At 57.0% G+C, this 20172-nt stretch carries 25 protein-coding genes and 1 tRNA gene; 8 read left to right on the top strand and 18 right to left on the bottom strand.

Annotated elements, in window-relative coordinates; all coding sequences use genetic code 11:
* Positions 1-13 precede the first annotated feature (13 nt).
* The 9 genes from E1298_RS51670 to E1298_RS01645 all read right to left on the bottom strand — a co-directional run bounded on the left by E1298_RS51670 (position 14) and on the right by E1298_RS01645 (position 10503).
* Entirely contained in the window at positions 14-5521 is a 5508-nt protein-coding gene (locus E1298_RS51670; protein WP_165975244.1) for an aggregation-promoting factor C-terminal-like domain-containing protein, read from the bottom strand.
* A 216-nt stretch (positions 5522-5737) separates the two neighbouring features.
* Complete coding sequence (locus tag E1298_RS01680; RefSeq protein WP_207944378.1) at positions 5738-5971, bottom strand: hypothetical protein; 234 nt, start codon at positions 5969-5971, stop codon at positions 5738-5740.
* Positions 5972-6141: 170 nt separating this feature from the next.
* Positions 6142-6411, bottom strand: coding sequence for a hypothetical protein (locus tag E1298_RS01675; protein WP_131888932.1), 270 nt, complete (start codon positions 6409-6411; stop codon positions 6142-6144).
* 44 nt (positions 6412-6455) lie between these two features.
* Entirely contained in the window at positions 6456-7073 is a 618-nt protein-coding gene (locus E1298_RS01670) for a phage tail tube protein (protein ID WP_481726126.1), read from the bottom strand.
* A gap of 41 nt (positions 7074-7114) precedes the next feature.
* On the bottom strand, positions 7115-7507 hold the full coding sequence (locus tag E1298_RS01665; RefSeq protein ID WP_131888930.1) for a hypothetical protein: 393 nt from the start codon (positions 7505-7507) through the stop codon (positions 7115-7117).
* Positions 7507-7875: a hypothetical protein gene (locus tag E1298_RS01660; RefSeq protein WP_131888929.1), complete on the bottom strand. Its 369-nt coding sequence runs from the start codon at positions 7873-7875 to the stop codon at positions 7507-7509. Before E1298_RS01660 ends, E1298_RS01665 begins: the two co-directional genes overlap by 1 nt.
* Positions 7862-8215, bottom strand: coding sequence for a hypothetical protein (locus E1298_RS01655; protein ID WP_131888928.1), 354 nt, complete (start codon positions 8213-8215; stop codon positions 7862-7864). The genes E1298_RS01660 and E1298_RS01655 overlap by 14 nt, the downstream gene beginning before the upstream one ends.
* A 561-nt stretch (positions 8216-8776) precedes the next feature.
* Positions 8777-9937 carry a hypothetical protein gene (locus E1298_RS01650; protein WP_131888927.1) on the bottom strand — a complete coding sequence of 387 codons (1161 nt, stop codon included), beginning with the start codon at positions 9935-9937 and terminating at the stop codon, positions 8777-8779.
* 35 nt (positions 9938-9972) lie between these two features.
* Positions 9973-10503 carry a hypothetical protein gene (locus tag E1298_RS01645; protein WP_131888926.1) on the bottom strand — a complete coding sequence of 177 codons (531 nt, stop codon included), beginning with the start codon at positions 10501-10503 and terminating at the stop codon, positions 9973-9975.
* A gap of 68 nt (positions 10504-10571) precedes the next feature.
* On the opposite strand from E1298_RS01645, the gene E1298_RS01640 reads away from it, so the two are divergent.
* Entirely contained in the window at positions 10572-10757 is a 186-nt protein-coding gene (locus E1298_RS01640) for a hypothetical protein (RefSeq protein WP_131888925.1), read from the top strand.
* Here the strand turns inward: E1298_RS01640 and E1298_RS01635 are convergent.
* The 4 genes from E1298_RS01635 to E1298_RS49235 all read right to left on the bottom strand — a co-directional run bounded on the left by E1298_RS01635 (position 10735) and on the right by E1298_RS49235 (position 13864).
* Positions 10735-12210: a phage portal protein gene (locus E1298_RS01635; RefSeq protein ID WP_131888924.1), complete on the bottom strand. Its 1476-nt coding sequence runs from the start codon at positions 12208-12210 to the stop codon at positions 10735-10737. The two genes, E1298_RS01640 and E1298_RS01635, sit on opposite strands and share 23 nt — an antisense overlap.
* Positions 12211-12224: 14 nt before the next feature.
* Entirely contained in the window at positions 12225-12488 is a 264-nt protein-coding gene (locus E1298_RS47675; RefSeq protein WP_165975240.1) for a terminase TerL endonuclease subunit, read from the bottom strand.
* 64 nt (positions 12489-12552) lie between these two features.
* On the bottom strand, positions 12553-12930 hold the full coding sequence (locus E1298_RS47670; protein ID WP_165975239.1) for a hypothetical protein: 378 nt from the start codon (positions 12928-12930) through the stop codon (positions 12553-12555).
* A gap of 688 nt (positions 12931-13618) precedes the next feature.
* Positions 13619-13864: a hypothetical protein gene (locus E1298_RS49235; protein WP_207944377.1), complete on the bottom strand. Its 246-nt coding sequence runs from the start codon at positions 13862-13864 to the stop codon at positions 13619-13621.
* A 714-nt stretch (positions 13865-14578) separates the two neighbouring features.
* On the opposite strand from E1298_RS49235, the gene E1298_RS01625 reads away from it, so the two are divergent.
* The 3 genes from E1298_RS01625 (at position 14579) to E1298_RS47660 (ending at position 15649) form a co-directional block, all read left to right on the top strand.
* Entirely contained in the window at positions 14579-14992 is a 414-nt protein-coding gene (locus E1298_RS01625; RefSeq protein ID WP_131888923.1) for a hypothetical protein, read from the top strand.
* 54 nt (positions 14993-15046) lie between these two features.
* The gene (locus E1298_RS01620) at positions 15047-15409 is read left to right on the top strand and encodes a hypothetical protein (protein WP_131888922.1); all 363 of its coding nucleotides are present in this window, start codon (positions 15047-15049) and stop codon (positions 15407-15409) included.
* A 75-nt stretch (positions 15410-15484) separates the two neighbouring features.
* Positions 15485-15649: a hypothetical protein gene (locus E1298_RS47660; protein ID WP_165975243.1), complete on the top strand. Its 165-nt coding sequence runs from the start codon at positions 15485-15487 to the stop codon at positions 15647-15649.
* Here E1298_RS47660 and E1298_RS01615 read toward each other — a convergent pair.
* On the bottom strand, positions 15646-16074 hold the full coding sequence (locus E1298_RS01615) for a phage terminase small subunit (protein WP_481726125.1): 429 nt from the start codon (positions 16072-16074) through the stop codon (positions 15646-15648). The two genes, E1298_RS47660 and E1298_RS01615, sit on opposite strands and share 4 nt — an antisense overlap.
* A 28-nt stretch (positions 16075-16102) precedes the next feature.
* On the opposite strand from E1298_RS01615, the gene E1298_RS01610 reads away from it, so the two are divergent.
* Positions 16103-16291, top strand: coding sequence for a hypothetical protein (locus E1298_RS01610; RefSeq protein ID WP_131888920.1), 189 nt, complete (start codon positions 16103-16105; stop codon positions 16289-16291).
* A 111-nt stretch (positions 16292-16402) separates the two neighbouring features.
* Here the strand turns inward: E1298_RS01610 and E1298_RS01605 are convergent.
* A tRNA-Val gene (locus E1298_RS01605) sits at positions 16403-16478 on the bottom strand.
* Positions 16479-16536: 58 nt separating this feature from the next.
* Here E1298_RS01605 and E1298_RS01600 point away from each other — a divergent pair.
* Together E1298_RS01600 and E1298_RS01595 are read left to right on the top strand one after the other, a co-directional pair.
* Positions 16537-16737, top strand: a complete 201-nt coding sequence (locus E1298_RS01600) for a hypothetical protein (protein ID WP_131888919.1) — start codon at positions 16537-16539, stop codon at positions 16735-16737.
* A 181-nt stretch (positions 16738-16918) separates the two neighbouring features.
* Positions 16919-17158: a hypothetical protein gene (locus tag E1298_RS01595; protein WP_131888918.1), complete on the top strand. Its 240-nt coding sequence runs from the start codon at positions 16919-16921 to the stop codon at positions 17156-17158.
* A 239-nt stretch (positions 17159-17397) separates the two neighbouring features.
* On the opposite strand, the gene E1298_RS51665 is transcribed toward E1298_RS01595, so the two are convergent.
* Positions 17398-17547: an HNH endonuclease signature motif containing protein gene (locus E1298_RS51665; RefSeq protein ID WP_424923051.1), complete on the bottom strand. Its 150-nt coding sequence runs from the start codon at positions 17545-17547 to the stop codon at positions 17398-17400.
* 212 nt (positions 17548-17759) lie between these two features.
* Here E1298_RS51665 and E1298_RS01585 point away from each other — a divergent pair, with 212 nt between their 5' ends.
* Positions 17760-17951 (top strand): hypothetical protein, encoded by a 192-nt coding sequence (locus E1298_RS01585; protein ID WP_131888916.1) that lies wholly within the window; start codon positions 17760-17762, stop codon positions 17949-17951.
* A gap of 491 nt (positions 17952-18442) precedes the next feature.
* Here E1298_RS01585 and E1298_RS01580 read toward each other — a convergent pair whose 3' ends face one another.
* The gene (locus tag E1298_RS01580; protein WP_131888915.1) at positions 18443-18667 is read right to left on the bottom strand and encodes a hypothetical protein; all 225 of its coding nucleotides are present in this window, start codon (positions 18665-18667) and stop codon (positions 18443-18445) included.
* 89 nt (positions 18668-18756) lie between these two features.
* Positions 18757-20031 carry a tyrosine-type recombinase/integrase gene (locus tag E1298_RS01575; RefSeq protein WP_131888914.1) on the bottom strand — a complete coding sequence of 425 codons (1275 nt, stop codon included), beginning with the start codon at positions 20029-20031 and terminating at the stop codon, positions 18757-18759.
* Positions 20032-20172: the final 141 nt, after the last annotated feature.

The following is a 20172-nucleotide window of genomic DNA, read 5'->3' as shown; positions in this document are numbered from 1 at the left end:
CTACCCCCTTCGTTTACCTACGCCCGTAGAGGGTGTGGGCGTAGGACATTGCCTTGATGACCTGCTTTTCACTTGGAAGCCCAGGCTGATTGTTCAGCGTGAAGTTGTAGGTATCCCCGCCGACATTGCCGGATCGGCGGCCCTTCAATGCGTCACGGAAGGACTCCGCTGGCTTGGAAGGAACAACCATTTCGCCACGATGTAGCATCGCGGCGTGACGATTGCTGGGAATACTCCAAGCGCCGTCTTCGTACCAATGGTGATTACGCCAGAAAGACCAGGCTCCGTTAGGGGACCCGTAGCGACCCCTGATGTAGCCGAGACCCCAGCGGATTTGTGTTGCCGGGTTGTCATGCCAGTCAGCCCCTGCCGACCGCATCTTGGAAGCGGGTAGCGCCTGCGGAATGCCGTACGCTCCCGAGCTTGGATTCATTGCGTGATGATTCCAATTGCTTTCGCGAGTCCAGATGTTGTCCAGGGCGCTCCACTGGGAACCTAGCCCGATGTCGGAAAGCATCCGCCTGCCGAGAGCGCGGTTCTTGGAAGGCGTACCGCCCCCACCGTCCGTGCCCCCACCAAGGTCGCCGTGTCCCGTAGTCGGGATGTTTAGGCTTCCAGGCCAAGGATTGACGGAGCCTCCAGGAAGGCTGGAGAACTTAGGCCGCAGAACACCGTCTGCATTAGTCCGGACACCGGACTCAACCAGAGGGCCTTGGTTGCCACCGATGGTCAGAAGACGACCGCCGCCGAGGTTTTTCACAACTAGGTTGATGTGAGAGGTTCCGCCATAGGTTGCGAGATCGCCCGGTCGAGCCTGAGAAACCGGCCTCTTGCCTCCGGCCTGAGCAATCCAGGTAGCGACAGCAGGCCAGCGATTGGCGGGGGTTCCCGTGGGGGAACCGAAGTACGCCTTATTGGCCTTAGCGTGGTCAACAATCCAAGAAATGAAGTCTGCGCACCAGGCTTCGCCGTTGAACTGGTTGTACTTATTGAGGTTATTGTCGCTCCCGCCTCGGTCGCCCTCGCCGATCTGAGAGGCAGCGACCTTGATGACCCCCGCAGCGGACCCGAAGGAACGCTTGTCCAGCTCCTTGGCCCACTTCATCAAATCCGGGTATCGAGACTTGAAGTCTCCGGACTCGATGGAACCGAACTTGCCCAGACTGCCGAGTGCAGCGGCGGCCGGATCGAGTACGCCCTTGAAAGCGGCCTTCATTGCGTCGGCATAACCTTCAAAGGGGTCGTCCTTGTGGGCGTCGACCCACTTAGCCCCGTCAACGACTCCACCCGTTGCGAAAACGTTCCGGCCCATCATCGCGGCCTTGTTCCAGGCGTGGAGTTGGGCTGGTCCGATCTGGCGAGTCAGCTCAGGAACAATCACGCCTTCGCCGGGAGAAAGCATCGCTGGGACGGTGTCTCGTCGTGGCGCGTAGCCGGGTGCTACACCTCCAGTCGAGTACTTGAACCCCAGGTTGGGAAGCGGATTCTTGGTGCCTGCAATTGAGGCCATCGTATTGACGACCTTTTGAGCGCCCTTCCCATAAGTGACCGTGACCATCTTGGAGGTGGTCTGGTTCATGTCCTTGACCATGCCGGACCAAGACGACTTAACCGCAGTCGTGGCGCTCTGGACATTCTTCTTCGTGGACGTCAATCCGTCATTGAGTTTCCTGTTCGTCTTGGACATACCGTCGCCGGTAATCTTGCGAATTTCGTTCCACCCAATGCCGAAGGTCTTTGCGACCTTCCTGATTGCATCCCGAGCAATCTTGTCCATCTGCGCCTGGAGGCTTGCGCCCTTCTTCTGAAGCTCCTTGACGGAGCCGAAGATGACTTGGGTTGCAGTGGATCCAAGTTGCGCAGCGGTCTTGTCAATCTCGGACTGGGCTGAATTGATCGCCGCCCACGTGCTCTTGTTCGCAGCGAGCAGAGTGTTTCCGAGAGCGAGCCCATCGACCGGACCCATGTCAACGACCTGGCGTAGAAGGCTCTTATTCAGTCCGCGCTTGGCCAACGTCTTGATGACATTGACGAACTGCTTGATCTTGGCAAGCCGCTCTTGAAGGCCCTTCGCAACTCCCTCAGCCGTGGTGTTGGAGTACGGCAGATTGCCGAGGGACGCCGCATCCTTGGCGCCAGATGTAACAGTCTTCTGGAAATCCTTCGCCTCATCAATCTTGGCGAGGATCGCATCACGCTGCTTGGCGATAGAGACTAGCTTCGCGTTCACGCCCTTGAGGTACGCGACTGCCCGGTCACCGGCCTTGCTCTTGCCAACCTTGTCGAAAGCGTTCTCAACGTTCTTGACTAGGGTGTCGCCAGCCTTTTTTACCTGCTCCGCGTTGCCCTTTAGTGCTCCCAGGAAGGTCGAAAACGCGTTCAGCAGCGTCTTTTTAGCAGAGTCGAACCGCTTCTTAGCGGTCTCGGCCTTCTTCCGAGCTTCGCTCTTAGCCTTCTTTTTTGTGGCTGCCTTCTTCTTTTTCTTCGCCTCTGAACCTGATCCGCCGTCCTCGCCGTCCGAGGACCCCCCGAGACTGGTGTTTACGTCTCCGGACCCCTTAGGCTTTTTGCCGGTCTTCGTGCTCTGCTTGGACGGCGTCTTGGACTTCCCAGCGGCATCAAAGAGCTTGTTGAATCGCGAGGTGTTCTCGTTAAGAATGCCCTTGAGATCAAAAGCCTCCTTGAACTTCCCTCCGGTCTTCTTTACCGCATCCCAGATCTTCCCGAGGGAATCACCGAAACCGCCCTTAAAAGTGTTCCAAGCGCCCTTGAAGTCGCCGCTGGTGAGCTGCCCGATTGCCTTGGCCGTGGCGCCGATGACATTGAACAGGCCGGCAAAAGCCTGGGCAGCGATATTGATGGACGAGACAATGGCATTCATCAGTTTGCCGAATGCCGCGAACGTTGAAATCAGCAAGACGATCGTCTTGCCAAGAGCGCCGCCCTTGACCGTCATTCCGCCTGTCGCGCTGGACGCACCATCGGTGATCTTTGCCCAGCTAAGGAAGTTCTTTACGGCCTTCACGACCATGCCAATGACATTGCCGATCATTTTGAAGACGGAACCGAGTATGCTCCAAAGCCCTTGAAGGATCGGAGTGACGTTCCCGATGACGACATTAGCGAGGACCTGGAATCCCAGGACGGCACCAGCGAACAGGGTGCCGAAGTTGTCGCGAACCCACATCAGAGCCGTATTGATCGGCATCAGGACGTTGACTGTCATCCAGTCGCCGAACGCCTTGAACTTGGCCCCGAAGGTATCTAGCTTGCTAGCATTCTCCCCACCAAAAACGTTGCCGAACGCGTTCTTGATCTTGGAGAAAATGTCCTTGAGCTGAAACCACATGAAGCCGACCGCTGAGCGGAAGGCTTCCGACTTCTTCCAGGCTCCGACAACAGCCACACCAAACGCGACAAGGGCGGCGACAATGGCCGCGACCGCTGCGATACCCCAGGGAGACCTCAGGATCCCCTTCAGCTTCCCCAGGACCCCAGTCAGCTTCTGCAAGCCGGGGATACGCCCGACCAGAGAAGAGACGGCCCCAGAGGCCCCTGAAAGCCCGCTGCGCGCCTTGGTCTTGGCTCCGCTGGCGATGCGCTTGGTCGGCCCGGCATCATCGAACAGACCACCTACGGCGCGGCCGGTGGCCTTCCCGGTCGCTTTGGCTCCGCGACCGATACCGACCGCCGAGATCTTCGCGGCCGCCCCAATGAGCTGCCCGAAAGCACCGAGGCCGGTAAGCCACATAATTGACTTTCCGAGCGTGCGGACAACACCGGTCGTTTTGAGAAGCCCGCCTCGAAGGCGGCCGTCTGCCCCGGCGGTCTTCCCTATTAGCTGTCGGATCTTGGCAAACGGCCCGAGAACGAATCCAAGCGTCCGGGCGAGAAGGCCGAACCCGATTGCGAGCGGTCCGAGCGCCGCCGCCATCAGCAAAATCTTCGCGAGGAAAGGATGCTGCTCAAGCTGGGTCATCGCGCTTTCAAACAGAGCGAGGCCCTTGTTAAGCGCAGGAAGAATCATTGTGACGAGGTTGCTGAATACCGGCGTCACCTTCTCCAAAGAATCGCCTAGATTATTGAAAAGGTTGTTCAGTGCCTTGGCGTTCTTCGGCTCCATGATGACATCGGCGAGAGAGTTCTTGAATTGCTCAATCTTGTTCTTGAGATTTTCAAGTGGAATGGCGTCCGCCATCTTCTTGGCGTTGCCCCGGTAACGCTCCATCCACTTAATTACCTTTGGCCAGACTTCTTCCGAGTTGAGTTCTCCTGCCTTGGCCATCTTGAGAAGTTCCATGCGGTTCTTCTTGTAGATCTGCTGAAGGATCATCCAAATCGGAATGCTGGCGTTCTGTAGCTGGTTCATGTCCTGCGCGGTGATCCGTTGCGCATTAATTGACTGAGTCAGCGCGATGATCGCACGCTGCATTTCGTGGACACCGGCGCCACCGGTAGCGGCTGCGTCTCCGAGAACCTTCATCCAATGAACGGAGGTATCGAGCCTCACTCCGGCCGCGATCAATCGCTGAACACCGTTGGCCATGTCCCCGAAGGAGAAAGAGGTCTCCTCCGCATACTTGCGGAGGTCACCAAGAGCCGCCCTGGTGGCCGCATTCGCGGTCGATACGGCAACTTTGTTGGCTACAAGGATGCTTTCGACACCCATTCGGGCTTTTTCAATAGTTGCGGCGGTCTGGAGCCCCCAAGCCGACATGACCGCGATGCTTCCGAGAATGGGAGCCGTGACGTAGCTAGTCCAGGACTGCCCGAAGGACTGGAGGCGGTTGCCGTACTGCCGGATGCCTTCAACGGCGTTCGAGAAAGCTCGGTTGCTCTCCTCCATCGCTCTGCGAGCCTCGCTAATGGCTGCTGCCTCACGACGAGCGTTCTCCTGTATGGCTCGACCATGCATACGATCCATAGCGATACGGCGGTTAATGTCCTGCATGAACAGGCGGCCAAGGGCCTCCTGACGCGAACGATCCTCCGCAAACGCCTGAGCATGCGCGCGGCTGATCCGCCGCTGCTGAGAAACGATCTGATTCGCTTGCGCATTCTGCTGTGCGCGCATTGCCCTGTCAGCCGCATCAGTTCTGCGGGCCTGCTCTCGGAAAGCCTCAGCGTGAGCCCTGTCAATCCTCCGCATGTCGGCGAGGATGGATTCTCCCAAAGCTTGCTGGGTCCTCCGCTGGAAACTGGCAGCCTGCTGCACACGTCTGTTCTGCTCGTTGATCGCAGCGGCATGAGCCCTATCGACCCGCCTCAGATCGGCAAGGATAGAGTTGCCTAGCGCTTCCTGAGCCCTTCGCCTCTCACTGGCGGATCGGGTCGCACGCCTGTCGATCTCATCAAAGAGGCCGTGATAAAGCCTCCTCTGAGCCTCAATATTCTTCTGAGATTCGCTGTACCAATGCTTGTCCCAGCGTATCCGGCTCTTAGCGGCGTCCTCACTGGACTTGGTGATAGCGTCGTTGGCTTTCTGCGCGGCCTTGACCTGCTGCGCCTGAAGCTTCGCCACAGAATTGACGGCACGATTAGTTGACTTGACTACGCTATCAAGGCTGTCACCCATGCCCCTTTGAACGCCCGTCAGCAGGGACCGGGACGCTTCCTTGCCGAGAGTTTCAAACCTGGCCCTTAGCTGCCTCTTAAAATCACCCAGGCCGGTAAGCTTTGGTCTGACCTCAATGTATCCGCCTCCTACCCTTACGGGTGCGCCAGCCATGCTCACCTCCTAGAATCCCGCAAATAGATTCGCGACCTCCCGAGGAGTCGCAAAAGTTCTCTCTTGGTCCTGTTCCGTAAACGCTTCGGTCACCCCCGGGCGCCAATAAGGTTCCGGCAGTGGGATTTCGTTGTTCTCCGAGTTGATTTCAAGCAGCAGCCAGTTATTCAGCTCAAGCCGGTCGATGATTTCGGCGAGCATGTAGTCGGAGGTGCGCCACTCGGAACCTGGGTCAATCGCCATGGCAAGGGCGGACCTACCCGGCATGTTGAGGAGGCGACGAATGCAGACCCAGACGCGACGGAGACTCAATGTCCCCCGGTAGAGGTCTAGCAGGTCGATTCCGTGAAAATGCTCAAGCAGGTCCGATTCCAGGGCATCAGAGTGGTTAACCAGGATCCAAGTGGTCAGCCTTAGTTTCCCAGCTCACCAAAACCCGCAGCATCAGAAAGCAACTCTCCTAGATTCTTTAGATCCCGAAGAGTCGGCTGGGTTGCTCGAAACTCCGCATACTTTTCGTCCCCGATCATGAGCCTGATGACATCAAGCTCACCTTCGGTTTCCAGAAGCTCAACCGGGAGGTCGAGCGCAGGCGGAACCACATACGTGATCCCCTTGTACTTGACCTCTACAGGAGACTCGTCAACCTCGTTCTGTGCCGCATTGTTCTTGGCGCTGGTCATAGGGAAACCTCTTTCAGCTACGTGTATTACGTGTATTACCGGTATTAGGCGGAGGCGTTCGACAGCAAGAAGCCGAGCGAGCCGGACTTATCCATCGCGTCGAACGTCACGCCGAGAGCAAGCGTGTCCGTCCTCGCAATCTTGTACTCGTCCACGTCCGAGACCATTCCTCGGGGAATGACCAGCCTGTTCTTCGTTCCGGTCAGGGTGTAAACCGGAGGTGGCCCGGGGCTGGTCTCCGTCTGGACGTAATCGCCGTATTCGACCACGAGGCAGATTTCGGCGAGTGCCGGATTGGATGCAATGTTCAGCTTGTTGACGCCGCTCGTGGTTACCCACTCGGTTCCGAAGTACACTTCAACGGTTTCAGGATCCATCTGGAGAAGAACGAACTTCAGTGTCAGCGCAGCGGACTTCAGAACATACTTAATTGGCGAAGCGCTCTGACTAGCGTTGACGGGGTCGAATTCCCGCTTGGGGGTGACGGAAACGCCATCCTCCGAAATGTAGCCGAGATCCTTGAAGACAGCATCAAGTGGTGTGGTCACATCTACCGGAAGCTTGCTGGCTGCCTCCGTGGTGGAGGCCATGAAGATTTGCGCCTTGGGCGCAAAAAAGACCTTGTCAGAATTATTAGCAGTCAAGAAAGGGCTCCCATGCATGAGAAAGGCCCTGCATCACGCAGAGCCAGAATGAGCGGATATCACATGTAGGCTGTGACCGTGTAAAGTCCGAGGAATCGAACCTCCCCCGAAACCACAGATTCCGAGAAGTCGTAAGGCGCATTGGTTTCTTGAACGTCTGCGAATGTGACCCTACCGCCGCCAAGACGGATAGACGGAATTCGTTCCAGAAGAACCTCCCGTAGGGTCATGGCGATCGGAATAGCCTCGTCATCGGTACGCGCATGGACGCTGCTGGCAATGTCCCAGTGGTCCGCCTTATCGCGGACGAATCGGCTACCGCCCCCATAGCTTAGGACAATGCGCTTCGATCCTGTGACATGACCGGTCATGTTCTTGGCAATGGTGATGCCGGCGAACTCGGGCTGCGTCTTGAGGTAATCGACCAACAATTGAACCGGGTTGTACCTCATCAGACGTCAGCCACCATTCGGAGAGCGGTACGCATGTACGCTCGTGGCGGATGATGTGTACCGGCCATGTCAGTCCAACCGAACTCCAGAAGGATGGCGTGGCGATTAACGATCACAAATCCCGTCGCGACCCTATCGCGGACTGCGATAAGGGTGTCGATGTCGTCCTCATAATGCTCGTACCCATAACCCGCACGAAGTGAGGACTTGTGGATGTGGCGCGGAACGTTGTCGCCTGTGCGCACGGCCTGCTCGCTAATGTTGTCCGCGATCTCGGCGAGCTTGCGCCTAATGTAGGTAACAATATCGCGACCACGAAGGAGGTAGTTGAGGGCCTCAACATCGATGTGCAAGTCATTGTCCTTCATAGGCAACCTGCTGAATATAGAACTTCACGTGATGCTGATGAGTGCCTCTAAAGTCATAGTAGAACGGGCTGCCAACGACCTGCCAAAAATGTCCGTTGAGATTAAGCTTGACCTGGTCCGTGCTTACGATGTCGACTTTCCTGCAATAGATCTTGAACATTGTCACTGTGGCCATGTCCTTAAACACGAGACGCTCATCAGTGCTGAGCGGCTGGAGCGATGCAGGAATGGACGCAATGAGGGTTGGGTGATCCCAGTCAGGGTAGGGGTCGCCGCCCATCTCCGGTGGGGGTGAAACAATGGTGGCTCGGTAGATGTCAACGATCGTGTTGAAGATCATGGCAATCTCCAAGTTGTAGAGATCGCCTGTACTGAAGAAAACCCCGGGCGGTAGCCTGCCTCGCGCAAGGCGTTCTGAGTAGAGCGGGACAAACCCGCTGTTGCGGCGGTGTACTCGACCTTGATATCTCCGACGTCCTCTGAGGAAATTCCGGGATTCGAGTTCATCAGCCGAATCACCTCCGCGCACACCAACGCGCGAATAATGCCGGGTATCGGATCAGGGAAAGGTGTAACTCTGCGACAGTACGAGTCCACGAGTGCCGCGACGTCTGTGATGAGGGCCTGAACTCGCGGGACTTCTACCGTTGGATCAAGGTCGCGACCCAATCGGGCCTCCACGTCCTCAACGGTCGCGTAGGCCATGGCTAACTCGATTCGTTCGTGGCTGGGGGAGTGGTGCGACGACGCCTAGTCCCTGTCGCAGGGTTCTTAGCGGCTGTCCTCTTGGCAGCACGCTTTACAGGAGCCTTGGTAGGCTCCTCCGCCACGGCCTTGGCGGCCATTAGAGAAGGAGCCTCAGATTCCTGAACAGGGGACTCAGCCGGTGGCATCGCCGCCATCAGGGGGTCGAGTCCACGAGATCGATTCGGACGCAGCGCATCACGTCAAAACCGGCCGGAACTGTCACACCAAGGGCGAGCTTAGGCAGACGGAGCTTCATGTCCGCGATGTAACGCGGGTCCTCAGGAATGGCGTTAAATCCCGCGTAGACATCCAAGATCGATCGATCCTGCATCTTGGTGTAGTCATAGTCGATCAGCCACCGCAGCGCCACACCGTTGGAGCTGGCGCCAGCGCCGAAAGAAACTCCCTTAGGAATGTTCGGAGCCTTGGTCACCATCGCAAGCGCGGTTGGGTGCCAGAGGAACATGGCGAGACCAGTTGCGGTCTGCGCGGCCAGCTCGTTGGAAGTCACGATCCAGAGACCGTAAAGTTTACCGATGACAGCCTCACGAAGGGCCTGAGAAGTTCCGGTGTAGTCAACGCGCTGAAAGTCCGGATCTTTCAGGATGATGGCCTCAACCTCTGGGGTGCAAAGCAGGAACTGTCCACTCTGCGGCATTCCCACGGCCTTCGCGGCCTTGCGAGCGTCGATGATCGCAGTCCTCAGGTTGAACGCGTTGGTACGCATTCCGGCCTCAGTTGTGGCCGTCAGATCGATCTCGGCCTTGACCGAAAGGACACGCTCATTGGCAGGGGTCGCATTCGGGCCGTAGAAGGTCATGATGGCCTTGGCCAGACGCCACTCGAAATATTCAGCGAGACCACGAGTCTGCGGATTCAGAACCTCCGCAGCGAACGAGTCGACGTCGAAAGTCATCTGCTCATCAGAAATGTAGTGCGCCGAAGCACGGTGCTCATCAAGCCTGACCTGGATATAGGTCTCCTCAATGTGGTCCGGAACCCACGCGCTTCGGTCGACCGCGTCAGGACGACTGATCCGGTTAGGGTCGGAAATGTTTGCACCGGTACGAAGATAGTCGTTGTGCTGGAAAGGGGTCAGATCAAAGGAGCCCATCGAGCGCGTAGGGCGCTTGATGTTGACCACTTCACCAATGGATCCATCGAAATTGAACGAGGCGTCCTTCCACACCATGTTGGCCAGTACTAGATCCTGCATCAGCAGCCCAAGGGCGCCGTTGGTGACCCATTTAGCTTGACCAGTCTTGATATTTGTGGTCGGACCTAGCGGGGAATTCGGGAAATTAGAGATTGCCAAAGCTGGTTACTCCTTACACGGGCACGCCATATAGATCACTGGTTGAATGGCGAGCGGTCGAGAATCCTCTGGGCAATCGCCTCAGGGGAGTAATCGGGCTCTGGCGCTTGTCCGCCAACGGGACCCGAATTGAATGACTGATCAAACTTGGGTGCAGTCGAATCGCCCGGAGACACGGCCTCTACGAACTGAGTCACCAGGTCGAGATTGACGTCACCCTTCTCGGCATCGACGAACTTGGAAATGTTCACCAGCTCGTCAAAGTTGTCGGGAAGTTCACGACCCTTCGTCTGGAAGGCATTCTCGAATCGAATGCGAGCGATCCTCGCCAGATACTCGTCACGTAGATCGGCGGTCGCCTTGGCCTTCGCCTCGTCGGCGAGAGTCTGAGCGGAGCTGTACTTCGTCTCCCACTCCTGGGTCTGAGCCTTCAGGGCCTCTGCCTCCGCCTTTGCAGCGTTCAGCTCTGCGAGGTTCTTCTTGGCTCGGTCTTCCCAAGTCCGGGCGTGTGCCTGCCAATCAACGTCCTGGTCTTCGGGCTTTACGCCCTCGTTCTCTTCAGCCATGGATTGCGTCCTTTCCGGACATAGAAAAGGCGCCCTCATCGGCGCCTTTGGTGTGCTATAGTCGAGCTATGGCCTTTGTGATTTTGCAGCCCAACAGCAGTACAAACCCGAGCGACAAATACCGCGTGGTCGATAACGCGGACTGGATGGCGTTCATCAACGGCGGAACCAAGCGCGTTGCCTACACCTCACACGACACCTACGAGGAGGCGGAGAAGGCGCGAGACAGGGCTAACGGTCGGCAATCTTCCTAGCGGTGTTCCCGCGATTGGAGGCAGAAGGCTTAGAAGCCTCGTTCGCCTTGGAGCCGTTCCCGGCGGGGGCGGCTCCTCCTATTCCGCCGGTGATCTCCGCCATGGCCCTCTGATGCTCAATGGCGCGCTGCTGGTCCTCTGCGATCATGTCGTCAAAGCGCTGGATCTGAGTTGGCGTGTACCCGAGATCCTCGGCGGCCTGAGCGGCTGGAATGATTCCCGCCTGGACCTTCTTAACCGCTGCATCCGTTGCAACAGCCTCAGAACGATGCTCAGCGTCTTCCCAGATGATTTCGGCGTTCCAGTACTGGGCTCGCGCACTATCGCCCTGAACGGCGAATGCGAGCCTCATGACGTCCTCCCAGTCCTCGCCTGAAGTCCTCTGAATCCTCTGGGCCTTGGAAACTAGAGCTGTCTCACTGGACTGGAGAGCCTCACCCGAGGGTGCCTGCGTGGTTCCACCCACCAGCATGTAATGCGCTGGGAGCCTCGCGACCGTAGCCGCAATCTGGAACATCAGGTTGATGGCTTCTACATAACCCTTGAGGTCGGACGCCTCAAACTGACCCCACTTGACTTCGGCTTCCTCGAAAACCAGAAGTCGATCAATCGCACTCTTGATTGGGGCTGCCAGGGTCCCATCTGGGTTCTCCAGAAGTTCAAGACCTGCGATTATCCTTTGCGGGTAAGCATTGAACTCAGAATTGACGAGCATATCTGCGGCCAACTTTCCGATGGCCTTCTCCAGGGGGACAATGCTCGCCAGTTCTGAACGGGGCTTGGCTGAAAGACGTGCGCGGTTCCTCAAAGGTACTATCGGTACCTGCTTGAGGGGGTTAGGGATGTCCTTCGTGGTCTCCCACTGCTTGCCAGGAGCAGGCCGGACATTCTTGTAGATACGATCAGGCAGGTAGAGTTCAGTCCACTCAGCGCCGAATTCATCAAAGTACCATTTGAGGGCGGCACCCACCTTTGTGCGGCTTCCTGGGTAGTACTGAACGGCGCATTCTAGAGCGCTCTCAGGAGTGATGATCGCCTTGTCCTCAGAGTCACCCCAGACCTTGAGAAAGGTCTGTCCGCCCACAAGCATCTCCACGGTTGCCAGTGGCGCCTCACGATCCATGCCGGATCGCTGCCATATCTCGCTGGCCTCCTCATCGGCCTCCGGCTCCTCACTCATTCGGAAGCCCTGAATATTGAGCCGCTCTGCTAGGAGGTCCGCAACAATCTCGGAGATGTTCACACGCCAGTTTCCGAAGAGATCTCCGAACTCCTCCGTGTATTTCGCCTGAGCGAACGCGAGAGCCGAGATCTCTCCGTCATAGTGGGCGAAATACTCGGTTACCTGCTGACGTTGCATCATCAGGCGGCCCTGAAGATGGCTGATCCACTCTTCAACGTTACTCGGAACGAGGGGGCCTGCAAACTGCGGGTCCCTGAATACCTCAGCCAACCAATCACCTCCTCTCACATTCCGACTGCACGGGAACCCGCGCGGGCGCGGTATCTGCCATCTGCCAATGCATCGCCAGCGGCCTCGTAGGCCAGGATCGCTGCAATGGCAGCGTCGATCTTCTTCTTGGACTTCGGCTTTTCCTTGCTCAGGATGTAGCCGTTCCGGGACTCCCTGCGTACCGCATTCAGAACGTGGGTCTGAAGGCGGAGGTCCCCGTCATGCTTCAAATGGCCCGTCAAAGCCCCCGTGTGGAAGCGCTCAATGGCTTCGCTCATCGCCCTCTCGCGGTTGGTTGGAAATTTATAGACAATCTTGTTACCGAACTCGGCAGCCCACCTATCAATGACATCTTGCCAAAGGTAAATAGGGGTCTGCGTAGACCCAGCAGACCCGATACTCCTTAAATGCCTTGAAGAGGACTGCGTCCACTTCCAGTGTGTCTACTTCCCAATCGTCTGATCCATCATGTTCCCACAATCCCAGAACGAATAGCTTTTGGTCCTTCAGGCGACAGCCGACCAATGCAGTAGCGTCGTCGTAGAGGGAGCCGTCGAAGCCGATGGCGATCTGATCTCTAGGTTGAATGGAGTCCAGGTCGTCAAAGCAGGCTGCCCACACTGCCTTCGGCATCCACGAGTCCGCGTTTTCCTGAATGCGATTAAGGTAGAATCGCCAGGATTCGCCTACCGGCGTGCGGGGGTCGTAGATTTCGGACACAAGCCGGTCAACGTCAATCCAGAAGGCATCGGCGTACGCTTCCTTCAGCCAACCCCGCAGAAGCTTTTCATTCCTGGGGTCCTTGAGGTCATAGCCATCAGCGCTATCTGTAGCCTCAACACAGTCATAAAGAATGTCTGTCGTGACCTGGGCCTTCTGGAATTCCTTTACGGCCTCGTGTGTGCGCTGCGCGACGGAATCAGCATTGGGATCATAGGCGTTTGTCGTCTCGACAAAGCGAGCACGGCCACCAGTGTTCTTACCTAGGTTGCGCTTGATAACGCTGAAAACCTTGTGACCCGAGTTCGTCTCGACCCACAGGTGAGTTTCGTCTAGTACGGCGAAGTAACAATCATCTTCCCCCCGACAAAGAATGCCGGGGGGAAGACAAAGGTTGGGCGTCCACCTTCCAGGGTGGTCGAGTTCGCCGTAACGGGCTCAATACGGCCGGGTCGCCCATTCTTGAACTGAATTAGCATCTTCCCTACGTCAATACCGATTGTCTGAACAAGGGGCGACGCAGCTAGCATCGCGCGAATCATGTCATTTGTGTTCGCCGTCTGGTCATAGCTGGTCGCTGCAATTTGAACGACGGGGTTAGGTTCTCTTTTCCCTACCGGCTGTCCCGTTTCCGGGTTAAAGTGGGAGAAGCGGGCCGGCCCGCAGAATTCGATAATGCAGAGAGCCGCTAGAAGCGGCGACTTCCCCCAACCCATAACTTCGCCCGGCGTAGAGACGCCGAGCGATAAACCCACTTTCCGTTCTCGTCTACCGCGTAGAACCAGGCCAGGAACCGCAACTGTTCATCAGTGAAGCGCCAGGGGTCGCCCGCGCTCTCCCCATCGGGCTGGACGATGTTCTCTTCAGCCCATTGGATGATGTCCCACGCAAGCGTGTACTCGGGCATGTGAGAGGGGATGTTGCCGGTTTGCATGTCGTCCGGATCCTCTCTGTGTTAACGTCGCGCCATGGGCGAACTCATGGACCTGTGGATCAAGGTGCGGGCCAAACGAGCCTTTGGGGACCAGAAGATCAGAGTCTCTTCTCCCGAGAAGGAGGAACCCAGGCCAGTAGACCCGACTCAGATCGTACGGCGGCTTATTGGCGACTTTGCATGGCTCAATAACGTGGGGCACTCAGTTCTACAAGAATCGTCTGATCACGGTGAATCTTGGGTTGATAGGGAGGGCAGCGCGGGAAGTCTTCAAGACTTTGAGTCCTGGACACGGCTACTTGTGGCATTGTGCTGCCATGAAGGGGTCAACGTACAAGATAGTCTGATTTCCATAGCCGAAAGACTTTTGCACGGCGACGTCGTTTCCATAGGCGAGAAAGACAAGTGCGTTCGGCTCGTCATGAGCCGAACGCGTCCTGTATCCAGGAGAGGGGAACATGGTGAAAAGACGATCTGACGAGCAGGTTCGATCAGAGGCCCGACACAATGCCCGCGCTGCGCGAGGCAGGGAATCATGGGACTGGTCCTTCATCGTGCCAACCGGAGAGGCTTACGCAACGATCAAAGGGGCAGAGGATGAAGGGTGGATCTACGAAGAGAGTATCGAGATGCCACCGGACTCCCGCCAGATCCCGCAGAGCAAGCTAGCGTTTAGGAGGACGCGTCCCTAGTCGCGCTGCTACGATTTCAATCATGCCGCGCAAGTGGGAAAGGAATCGCAGTGAACTGAGAGTAAAAAGCTACGAACCGAAGCACGGACAAACGGAACGGGGAAAAGTGGAGTCAGACCTCAATCACACCTCATGCAACGGATCTCACTGGGACCCTGTGACGCCAAGTGAGATCGCAGTCGAAGACGAGATCGCCGTTCGACTGATCCAGATGACGAAACACCCAATCACGGGGGAACACTTCGGCATCAAAGGCCAATTCATCGGCACCGTACGGGAGGTCTACGAGAGCGCTATATCGGTCGAAGCGGGAGGGCGGAGAATGAAGTTCGTCTTCGCGGCCAGCGCTACTTGCATGAAGTCCTTCGAAAAGCAATTCTCCTGCAAGGATGCGGACGCGCGTAGCATCCTTCTTCGGGTAACACACGGCCACTAAGAGGGGATACCGAAAGCGTCGCGAAGACAAGTAGCTAGGAAAGGAAGTGAGGCCGTGCCAGACCTCGGGTATTTCGTAGCAAGGCCACTGCACAAGTACGAGGAGCCACTGACAAGAGGCGCCCGGACCAACCAGGTGCTTGACAACGATCTCGTGTACGAATGGGACCTCACGACCGTTGAAGGAGTCCTTGACTTCTTCTGGTTCCATGAGGGCCTGAAGGAGGACACGCCGTTCTTCAACCGCATCAGGGCTCATCGGATGCAGTACATCCGGAGCGAGACAATCAAGCCGATGTCCTGGAAGATCACCGCAGATCTCCTGGCCAAGTGGCCGCCGTTCGAGAGAATGCCGACTGAACTCAAGCGGAAACTGATGTACTTCTTCACGCCTCGAATGCATCCCGCAGCCGGGTGACGTTCTCGGGGAGGGCTGTCAGGCATGCGAGAGGGGGTGTAGGCTTTAGTTCAAACGTCGATCACAGGAGCCCTGATGATCCTAAAGTTCTACCTACCTATTCTCGCCCTGGTCGTGGCGCTGATCGCCGTCAGCATCGTAGGCTTTCTGCGAGGAAGCCTTGTCATCCTGCTGCCAGCGTCATCGACCACGCTTGCGCTGTGGGCAGTGGTTACGGCCAAGCTAACTAAGCTCAATTAGGTCCCGAAGGCATCACGCAGGCGAGTGACGTTCTCGGGGAGGGCTGAGGGGCTGTCAGACGGCCTCTCGGCCTTCTTCGTGTCTGACTCCTTGTAGGACATGCGGAGGCTCTGGCGATCCCGCACGGTGGCTCCTAGCCTCTCCTCGTTGAGGCGGATCTCAGCCATGAGGTTCTTGTCGCCCGTCTGCCAGTACTGCTCGACAATCACGGCGAGCTGCTGGAGACGCTCCCAATCGGTCGCCATGAACACCTCGGCCTGCGGCGAGCTGGCCCACGTGTCCCACCATCGTTGTGTCGCTGCGCAGTAGCTAGCTCTCTTGTAGAGCTTGGGCGCCTTGATCTCAGCATCAGAGGTCAGCTCGGCCTTGGGCTGCTTGTTGCGTCGCATTGCGTTTGGTTTAGGTGTCGGTCCTCGGCCTGCCATGGCCACCCCTCTCTGTTAGAGTTGAGTTGTGGACGAGATGACTCGGAATCTGCTGAAGACGCTTAGGAGCAAGCTCCATGAGCTTGCAGAGGTCAGGTACACACGGTGTGTCAATGAGATAAAGATCGAGAACCTGAAGACGGAGATCCATCGGCTGGAGCTAGAGCAGGGCTCCAAGCCTGCTGGAGTTTCTAGCGCTCCCTCTGAGGGACTCTAGGTAGCTTTGCGCAAGAGCAGACGACAACTCAGAGCGCTGTAACGCCATGCCGGACCCGGCTTGGCGTCGGAGTAGAGCCCCACAGGGTTGATCGCCTGTGGGGCTCTTTTGTTGGCCCTCCGGGACTCGAACCCGGATACCGCGACGTGTATAACCGCAACGCTCTTCGCAATTGAGCTAAGGGCCATGGGGGAGAAACCGCGATGCTTCTTCTCTATCGGATGCCTATGTGCTAGCTTCGCCTCATGGACGAGAAGAACGCCAAGATGAGGCGTGAGTACGAGCAGAATCGCCTCTCCGCTGCGGTGGAAATCGCGCAGCAAGCCATCGCCGGAGCAGCACTCCGCATTGTGTGGCAAGCCATGCTGGAAGAAGGCTACGACCGCGATCAGATCAAAAAGCTTCAAAGTATCGTAGAGAGCCGCGTCTACAAGTCGGGCACCTGAAGTACTCACTTCGGCCAGGGTGATATGGTCAACACATGGAGTCGCCTGTCAGCATCATCGCGGCGAAATCCGTGTGTTGGTTCATCAGGTGATGGACGCTCCCAAAGCGGACGCTTTGCCATTAAGCTACTGGTGTGTGTGCCTTATTAATGGTCATTGATCTTGTGGTATTGTCGACGGCATGGATAAGGAAGAAGCCATACGGCGGAGCCGGGCCAGCCTGGAAAGGCGGAACCTGGAACGACTCGCGCGGCTTGAAGGTGAGCCGCGCTACCATCGAATTATGTCCGAGGCGGTCAAGCTAAACCCCCACAAGCTTGACGAGCTTGAGGAGTCACGTCGAGCGGCCGATTACTCGACAGAACCAGGCTTGAAGACCTCCGAGGTGGTTCAGGGGTGGGAGGATCACAACTATGGCTGAGTACTTTCAAGTCTTCCTTGCCGAGCCCTGTGGCCACATCCACTGCGTGACCCTGGACATGTCGGAAGAGGGTGATCGCCTGGAAGACGATGGGACGAGGGACTACCACAATTTCGATTGGCGTTGTTGGGTGTGTTCCCGACCTGTGCAAGCAATGGCTGATCTGCCCGAGGGGCAGACTTTTGAGGACTTCATAAGGAAGATCCCAAGAGAGGTGCAGCGGAGGCAGATAAGGAACGCTATCCCTGACGATGCCGTGCCACATGCCTGAACGTCTTTTGGCGGTGACAAGCGTCACAGAGCAACCACAGGTTGCCGTAGTCCCAGCCGCCCCCGGCGGCTACCGGGATCTTGTGGTCAACGTCGAGATGTTCTGTCTCTCCGCACATCTGACAAACCTTGTCCCGCTGGCGTACGAATCGCTTGCGGGAGTTCCAGTCCTTCGGACGATTCAAGTTCCTAGCTGATGTGTTAGCCCACGGCTTCCGGCCGTGGGCTTTGCACTTGCCTCGGCCGTCCGAGGCAACTTCCAGACACCGTGACTGAGAACAGATCTTGTGCGCCTTCGGCATCTGTCCTCCTGGCGTGTTAGTCTTACCGTATGGCAGAAATTCATGGACAAGTCACGGTGATGACTGTGGAAGCCGGAAAGCTCATCGTCCGGAGTTTTCCAACTGAACCGGAAACAGCGGAGATGGTCCGCAGGCTTATGGAGAAGATTGAGAGGACCTCGGTGGAAGCTGAAGTGGTCGGTGAGGTTGATCGAAACACCAATGAAGTGAGGCTTTACTAGAAGCGCTAAGCCCCCGGACTGTTGATGGTCCGGGGGCGTTAGGAGAATGCGACCGATGCCCGCCCACGGTCGCTAACAGTAGTCCGGTAGAGACAAATAACCCCTATAACTACTTACCCACTGTAATATGGGGTTGCCTCTGAGTTGGCAACCCCTAATAGTCATTACTTTATTCTAGTAGCTTATCTGTTACTAGAAGTAGTAATGTAAGCACTTAACGTATTGGGTAGGGGTATTCCCCTACCCTCATTAATATAAGAGGGCATCCCTCTCAAGGAGTCCGGACCTGACAGGCTGTGTGATCTACGTCACTCGTCTGCTAGAGTCTTCCGTGCCGGACAGGAGTGGCCGTAGTAGCGACGGCCGTCCGGTAGGTGAGTTCGTCCGTTTCGTCTGTTTGGTGGTAGGAAACCGGGAAGAAGCCGAAGGCCCCCGAGAGACTCTCGGGGGCCTTCGGTATGTCCTGGGCTCGGGTTAGACTTCACAGGCCCTCAGGGGCCGCTTGAGAGCCTCTCGGCCATCTTGAGAATCTTCCGCTTCGTGCTGGCGCTGCCGAGCAGCTTCGGATCATGCTCCTTGGCCTGTCCAGGTGTGTAGAGCTTGAAGTGGTAGCTGCCCTTGCGGGGATCTTCCCTGACGAACATGCCGTTGGAGAGCTGGTGAACGATCACACCTGGGGTGTTGGTGGGCTTCGTTGAGGTGACCGTGATTTTCAAGATCGTCTCTCAAAATCGAAGTTGGGCAACCAAAAACAGCGAGGGGGCACCCCGCCGCTGGCAGAGTACCCCCTGAGGGCCGAGTGCGTCTACAGGGGGCCGAACACATGATCCCGCACGGCTGCGATTGCGTCCCGAACCTGTTCGTCCGTCGCGGTCGTGTAGTGCTCGGTGGTAACCGTCTCGCCCGTGTGCCCCAGGACACGCATGATCACGTAAGGGGGGATGCCGAGTACGTTAGCCGCGATGTTCGCCCATGTGCGTCGGAGTACCCGAATACCGTCGTTGGCGACGCGTCTGCGCCTGGCCCACTCCTGGAAGGTGCTGAGGAGTGAATCTGGGCGGATGTACTTGCCCGGGTACCAGCCCTTGGCGTTCGGGTGGTAGAGAGCTGTGAAGACCCAACCATCCTTCCAGTTTGGGTACTCTTCTTTGATCTTGTTCTGTAGGTCTCTCTGAATTTCTAGAACTTCCACCGTTAGGGGATCGAGCAGAGTTTCCCGAGCTTGGCCGTTTTTAGGTACCGGCGTGATGTGGATCTTGCCCGAGCTGACAGTGATTGTGTCCTGAATCAGAGCGACGTCGTAGCCGTCTTCCAAGTCGGTACGGTCCCACGTCAGCCCGAGTGATTCCCCCCGCCTGGTGGCCTGGAGGAAGGTTGTCAATAGATAGCCTTGATACGGGTACGAGAAGTCCTCTTGCACCCGCAGGAGGTTGTCTTTGGACATGACTGGGCCTTGTCCCACGGCCTTGTCAATGGATCGTTGTTCCCACGAATTCGCGGAAGCAGGGCCCCTCTCGCGGCGTTGAGACTTCCAGTCTTCTCCTTCGGTTTTGAAGTACTGGGCGAGAACCTTCTTGGGGGAAACCTGAGTGCAAGGGTTGCCTACCGGTACGCGCTTCTGCATTGCGTACTCGAACGTTCCTGAGACCAGGCTGAGGAGGTTGTTCATATAGGAAAGTTTGTAGGGTTCGGCGCCGTGCTTGATACGACGCTCCATTATGTCTTTGAGCATGGTTTCGATGTGGCCTTTGTCGATCTCGGCTAGAGGCTTCTTCATCAACCACTCGGGAAGCCTGCGAATCTTGGCCATGTAGGAGGCGACGGTATTGTGTGCGATTGAGGTCTCAGCCATACGAAGCTGGATGACCTCTTCCAAAGTAGCTGCTGTGTCTACCGTTAGCAGCCCAATTTTTGCGTTGTATTGGATCTCGGCTTGGTAAGCCTCCTCGTATGAGAGAAGTCCATTCACGGTGTGACGACCCTTGCGGCCTGTGATTGGGTCCTCGCGCATAGGCCCTCGGAAGCGCCAACGGGGTCCGTCGTTGGTCTCGTAGGAGGAGATCGTTCCGACCATGGGCATGAGGGGCTCCTTTGGGTACGGGGGGTAGCCAGTTGGTGACGATGTCCATGGCGGGACATCAGAGCTTGACTGTACAGCATCTGACCAGGCGCTATCCATCGGTACTGGTTGTGCGTTGAAGTAACCGGTATCCGATGGATA

Source organism: Actinomadura rubrisoli, assembly GCF_004349215.1.
Classification (GTDB): Bacteria; Actinomycetota; Actinomycetes; order Streptosporangiales; family Streptosporangiaceae; genus Spirillospora; species Spirillospora rubrisoli.
This window is presented reverse-complemented; position numbering and strand designations above follow the sequence as displayed.

Coding starts and splice junctions, on each gene's coding strand:
- E1298_RS01595 (WP_131888918.1), top strand. CDS start 16,919: ATGGATAAGGAAGAAGCCATACGGCGGAGCCGGGCCAGCCTGGAAAGG.
- E1298_RS01675 (WP_131888932.1), bottom strand. CDS start 6,411: ATGACCAGCGCCAAGAACAATGCGGCACAGAACGAGGTTGACGAGTCT.
- E1298_RS01645 (WP_131888926.1), bottom strand. CDS start 10,503: ATGGCTGAAGAGAACGAGGGCGTAAAGCCCGAAGACCAGGACGTTGAT.
- E1298_RS01575 (WP_131888914.1), bottom strand. CDS start 20,031: ATGCCCATGGTCGGAACGATCTCCTCCTACGAGACCAACGACGGACCC.
- E1298_RS01640 (WP_131888925.1), top strand. CDS start 10,572: ATGGCCTTTGTGATTTTGCAGCCCAACAGCAGTACAAACCCGAGCGAC.
- E1298_RS01665 (WP_131888930.1), bottom strand. CDS start 7,507: ATGAGGTACAACCCGGTTCAATTGTTGGTCGATTACCTCAAGACGCAG.
- E1298_RS47660 (WP_165975243.1), top strand. CDS start 15,485: ATGATCCTAAAGTTCTACCTACCTATTCTCGCCCTGGTCGTGGCGCTG.
- E1298_RS01585 (WP_131888916.1), top strand. CDS start 17,760: ATGGCAGAAATTCATGGACAAGTCACGGTGATGACTGTGGAAGCCGGA.
- E1298_RS47675 (WP_165975240.1), bottom strand. CDS start 12,488: ATGAGCGAAGCCATTGAGCGCTTCCACACGGGGGCTTTGACGGGCCAT.
- E1298_RS49235 (WP_207944377.1), bottom strand. CDS start 13,864: ATGCAAACCGGCAACATCCCCTCTCACATGCCCGAGTACACGCTTGCG.
- E1298_RS51665 (WP_424923051.1), bottom strand. CDS start 17,547: ATGTGCGGAGAGACAGAACATCTCGACGTTGACCACAAGATCCCGGTA.
- E1298_RS01670 (WP_481726126.1), bottom strand. CDS start 7,073: ATGCATGGGAGCCCTTTCTTGACTGCTAATAATTCTGACAAGGTCTTT.
- E1298_RS01680 (WP_207944378.1), bottom strand. CDS start 5,971: ATGGCGATTGACCCAGGTTCCGAGTGGCGCACCTCCGACTACATGCTC.
- E1298_RS01655 (WP_131888928.1), bottom strand. CDS start 8,215: ATGATCTTCAACACGATCGTTGACATCTACCGAGCCACCATTGTTTCA.
- E1298_RS01660 (WP_131888929.1), bottom strand. CDS start 7,875: ATGAAGGACAATGACTTGCACATCGATGTTGAGGCCCTCAACTACCTC.
- E1298_RS01615 (WP_481726125.1), bottom strand. CDS start 16,074: ATGGCAGGCCGAGGACCGACACCTAAACCAAACGCAATGCGACGCAAC.
- E1298_RS01625 (WP_131888923.1), top strand. CDS start 14,579: ATGCCGCGCAAGTGGGAAAGGAATCGCAGTGAACTGAGAGTAAAAAGC.
- E1298_RS01600 (WP_131888919.1), top strand. CDS start 16,537: ATGGACGAGAAGAACGCCAAGATGAGGCGTGAGTACGAGCAGAATCGC.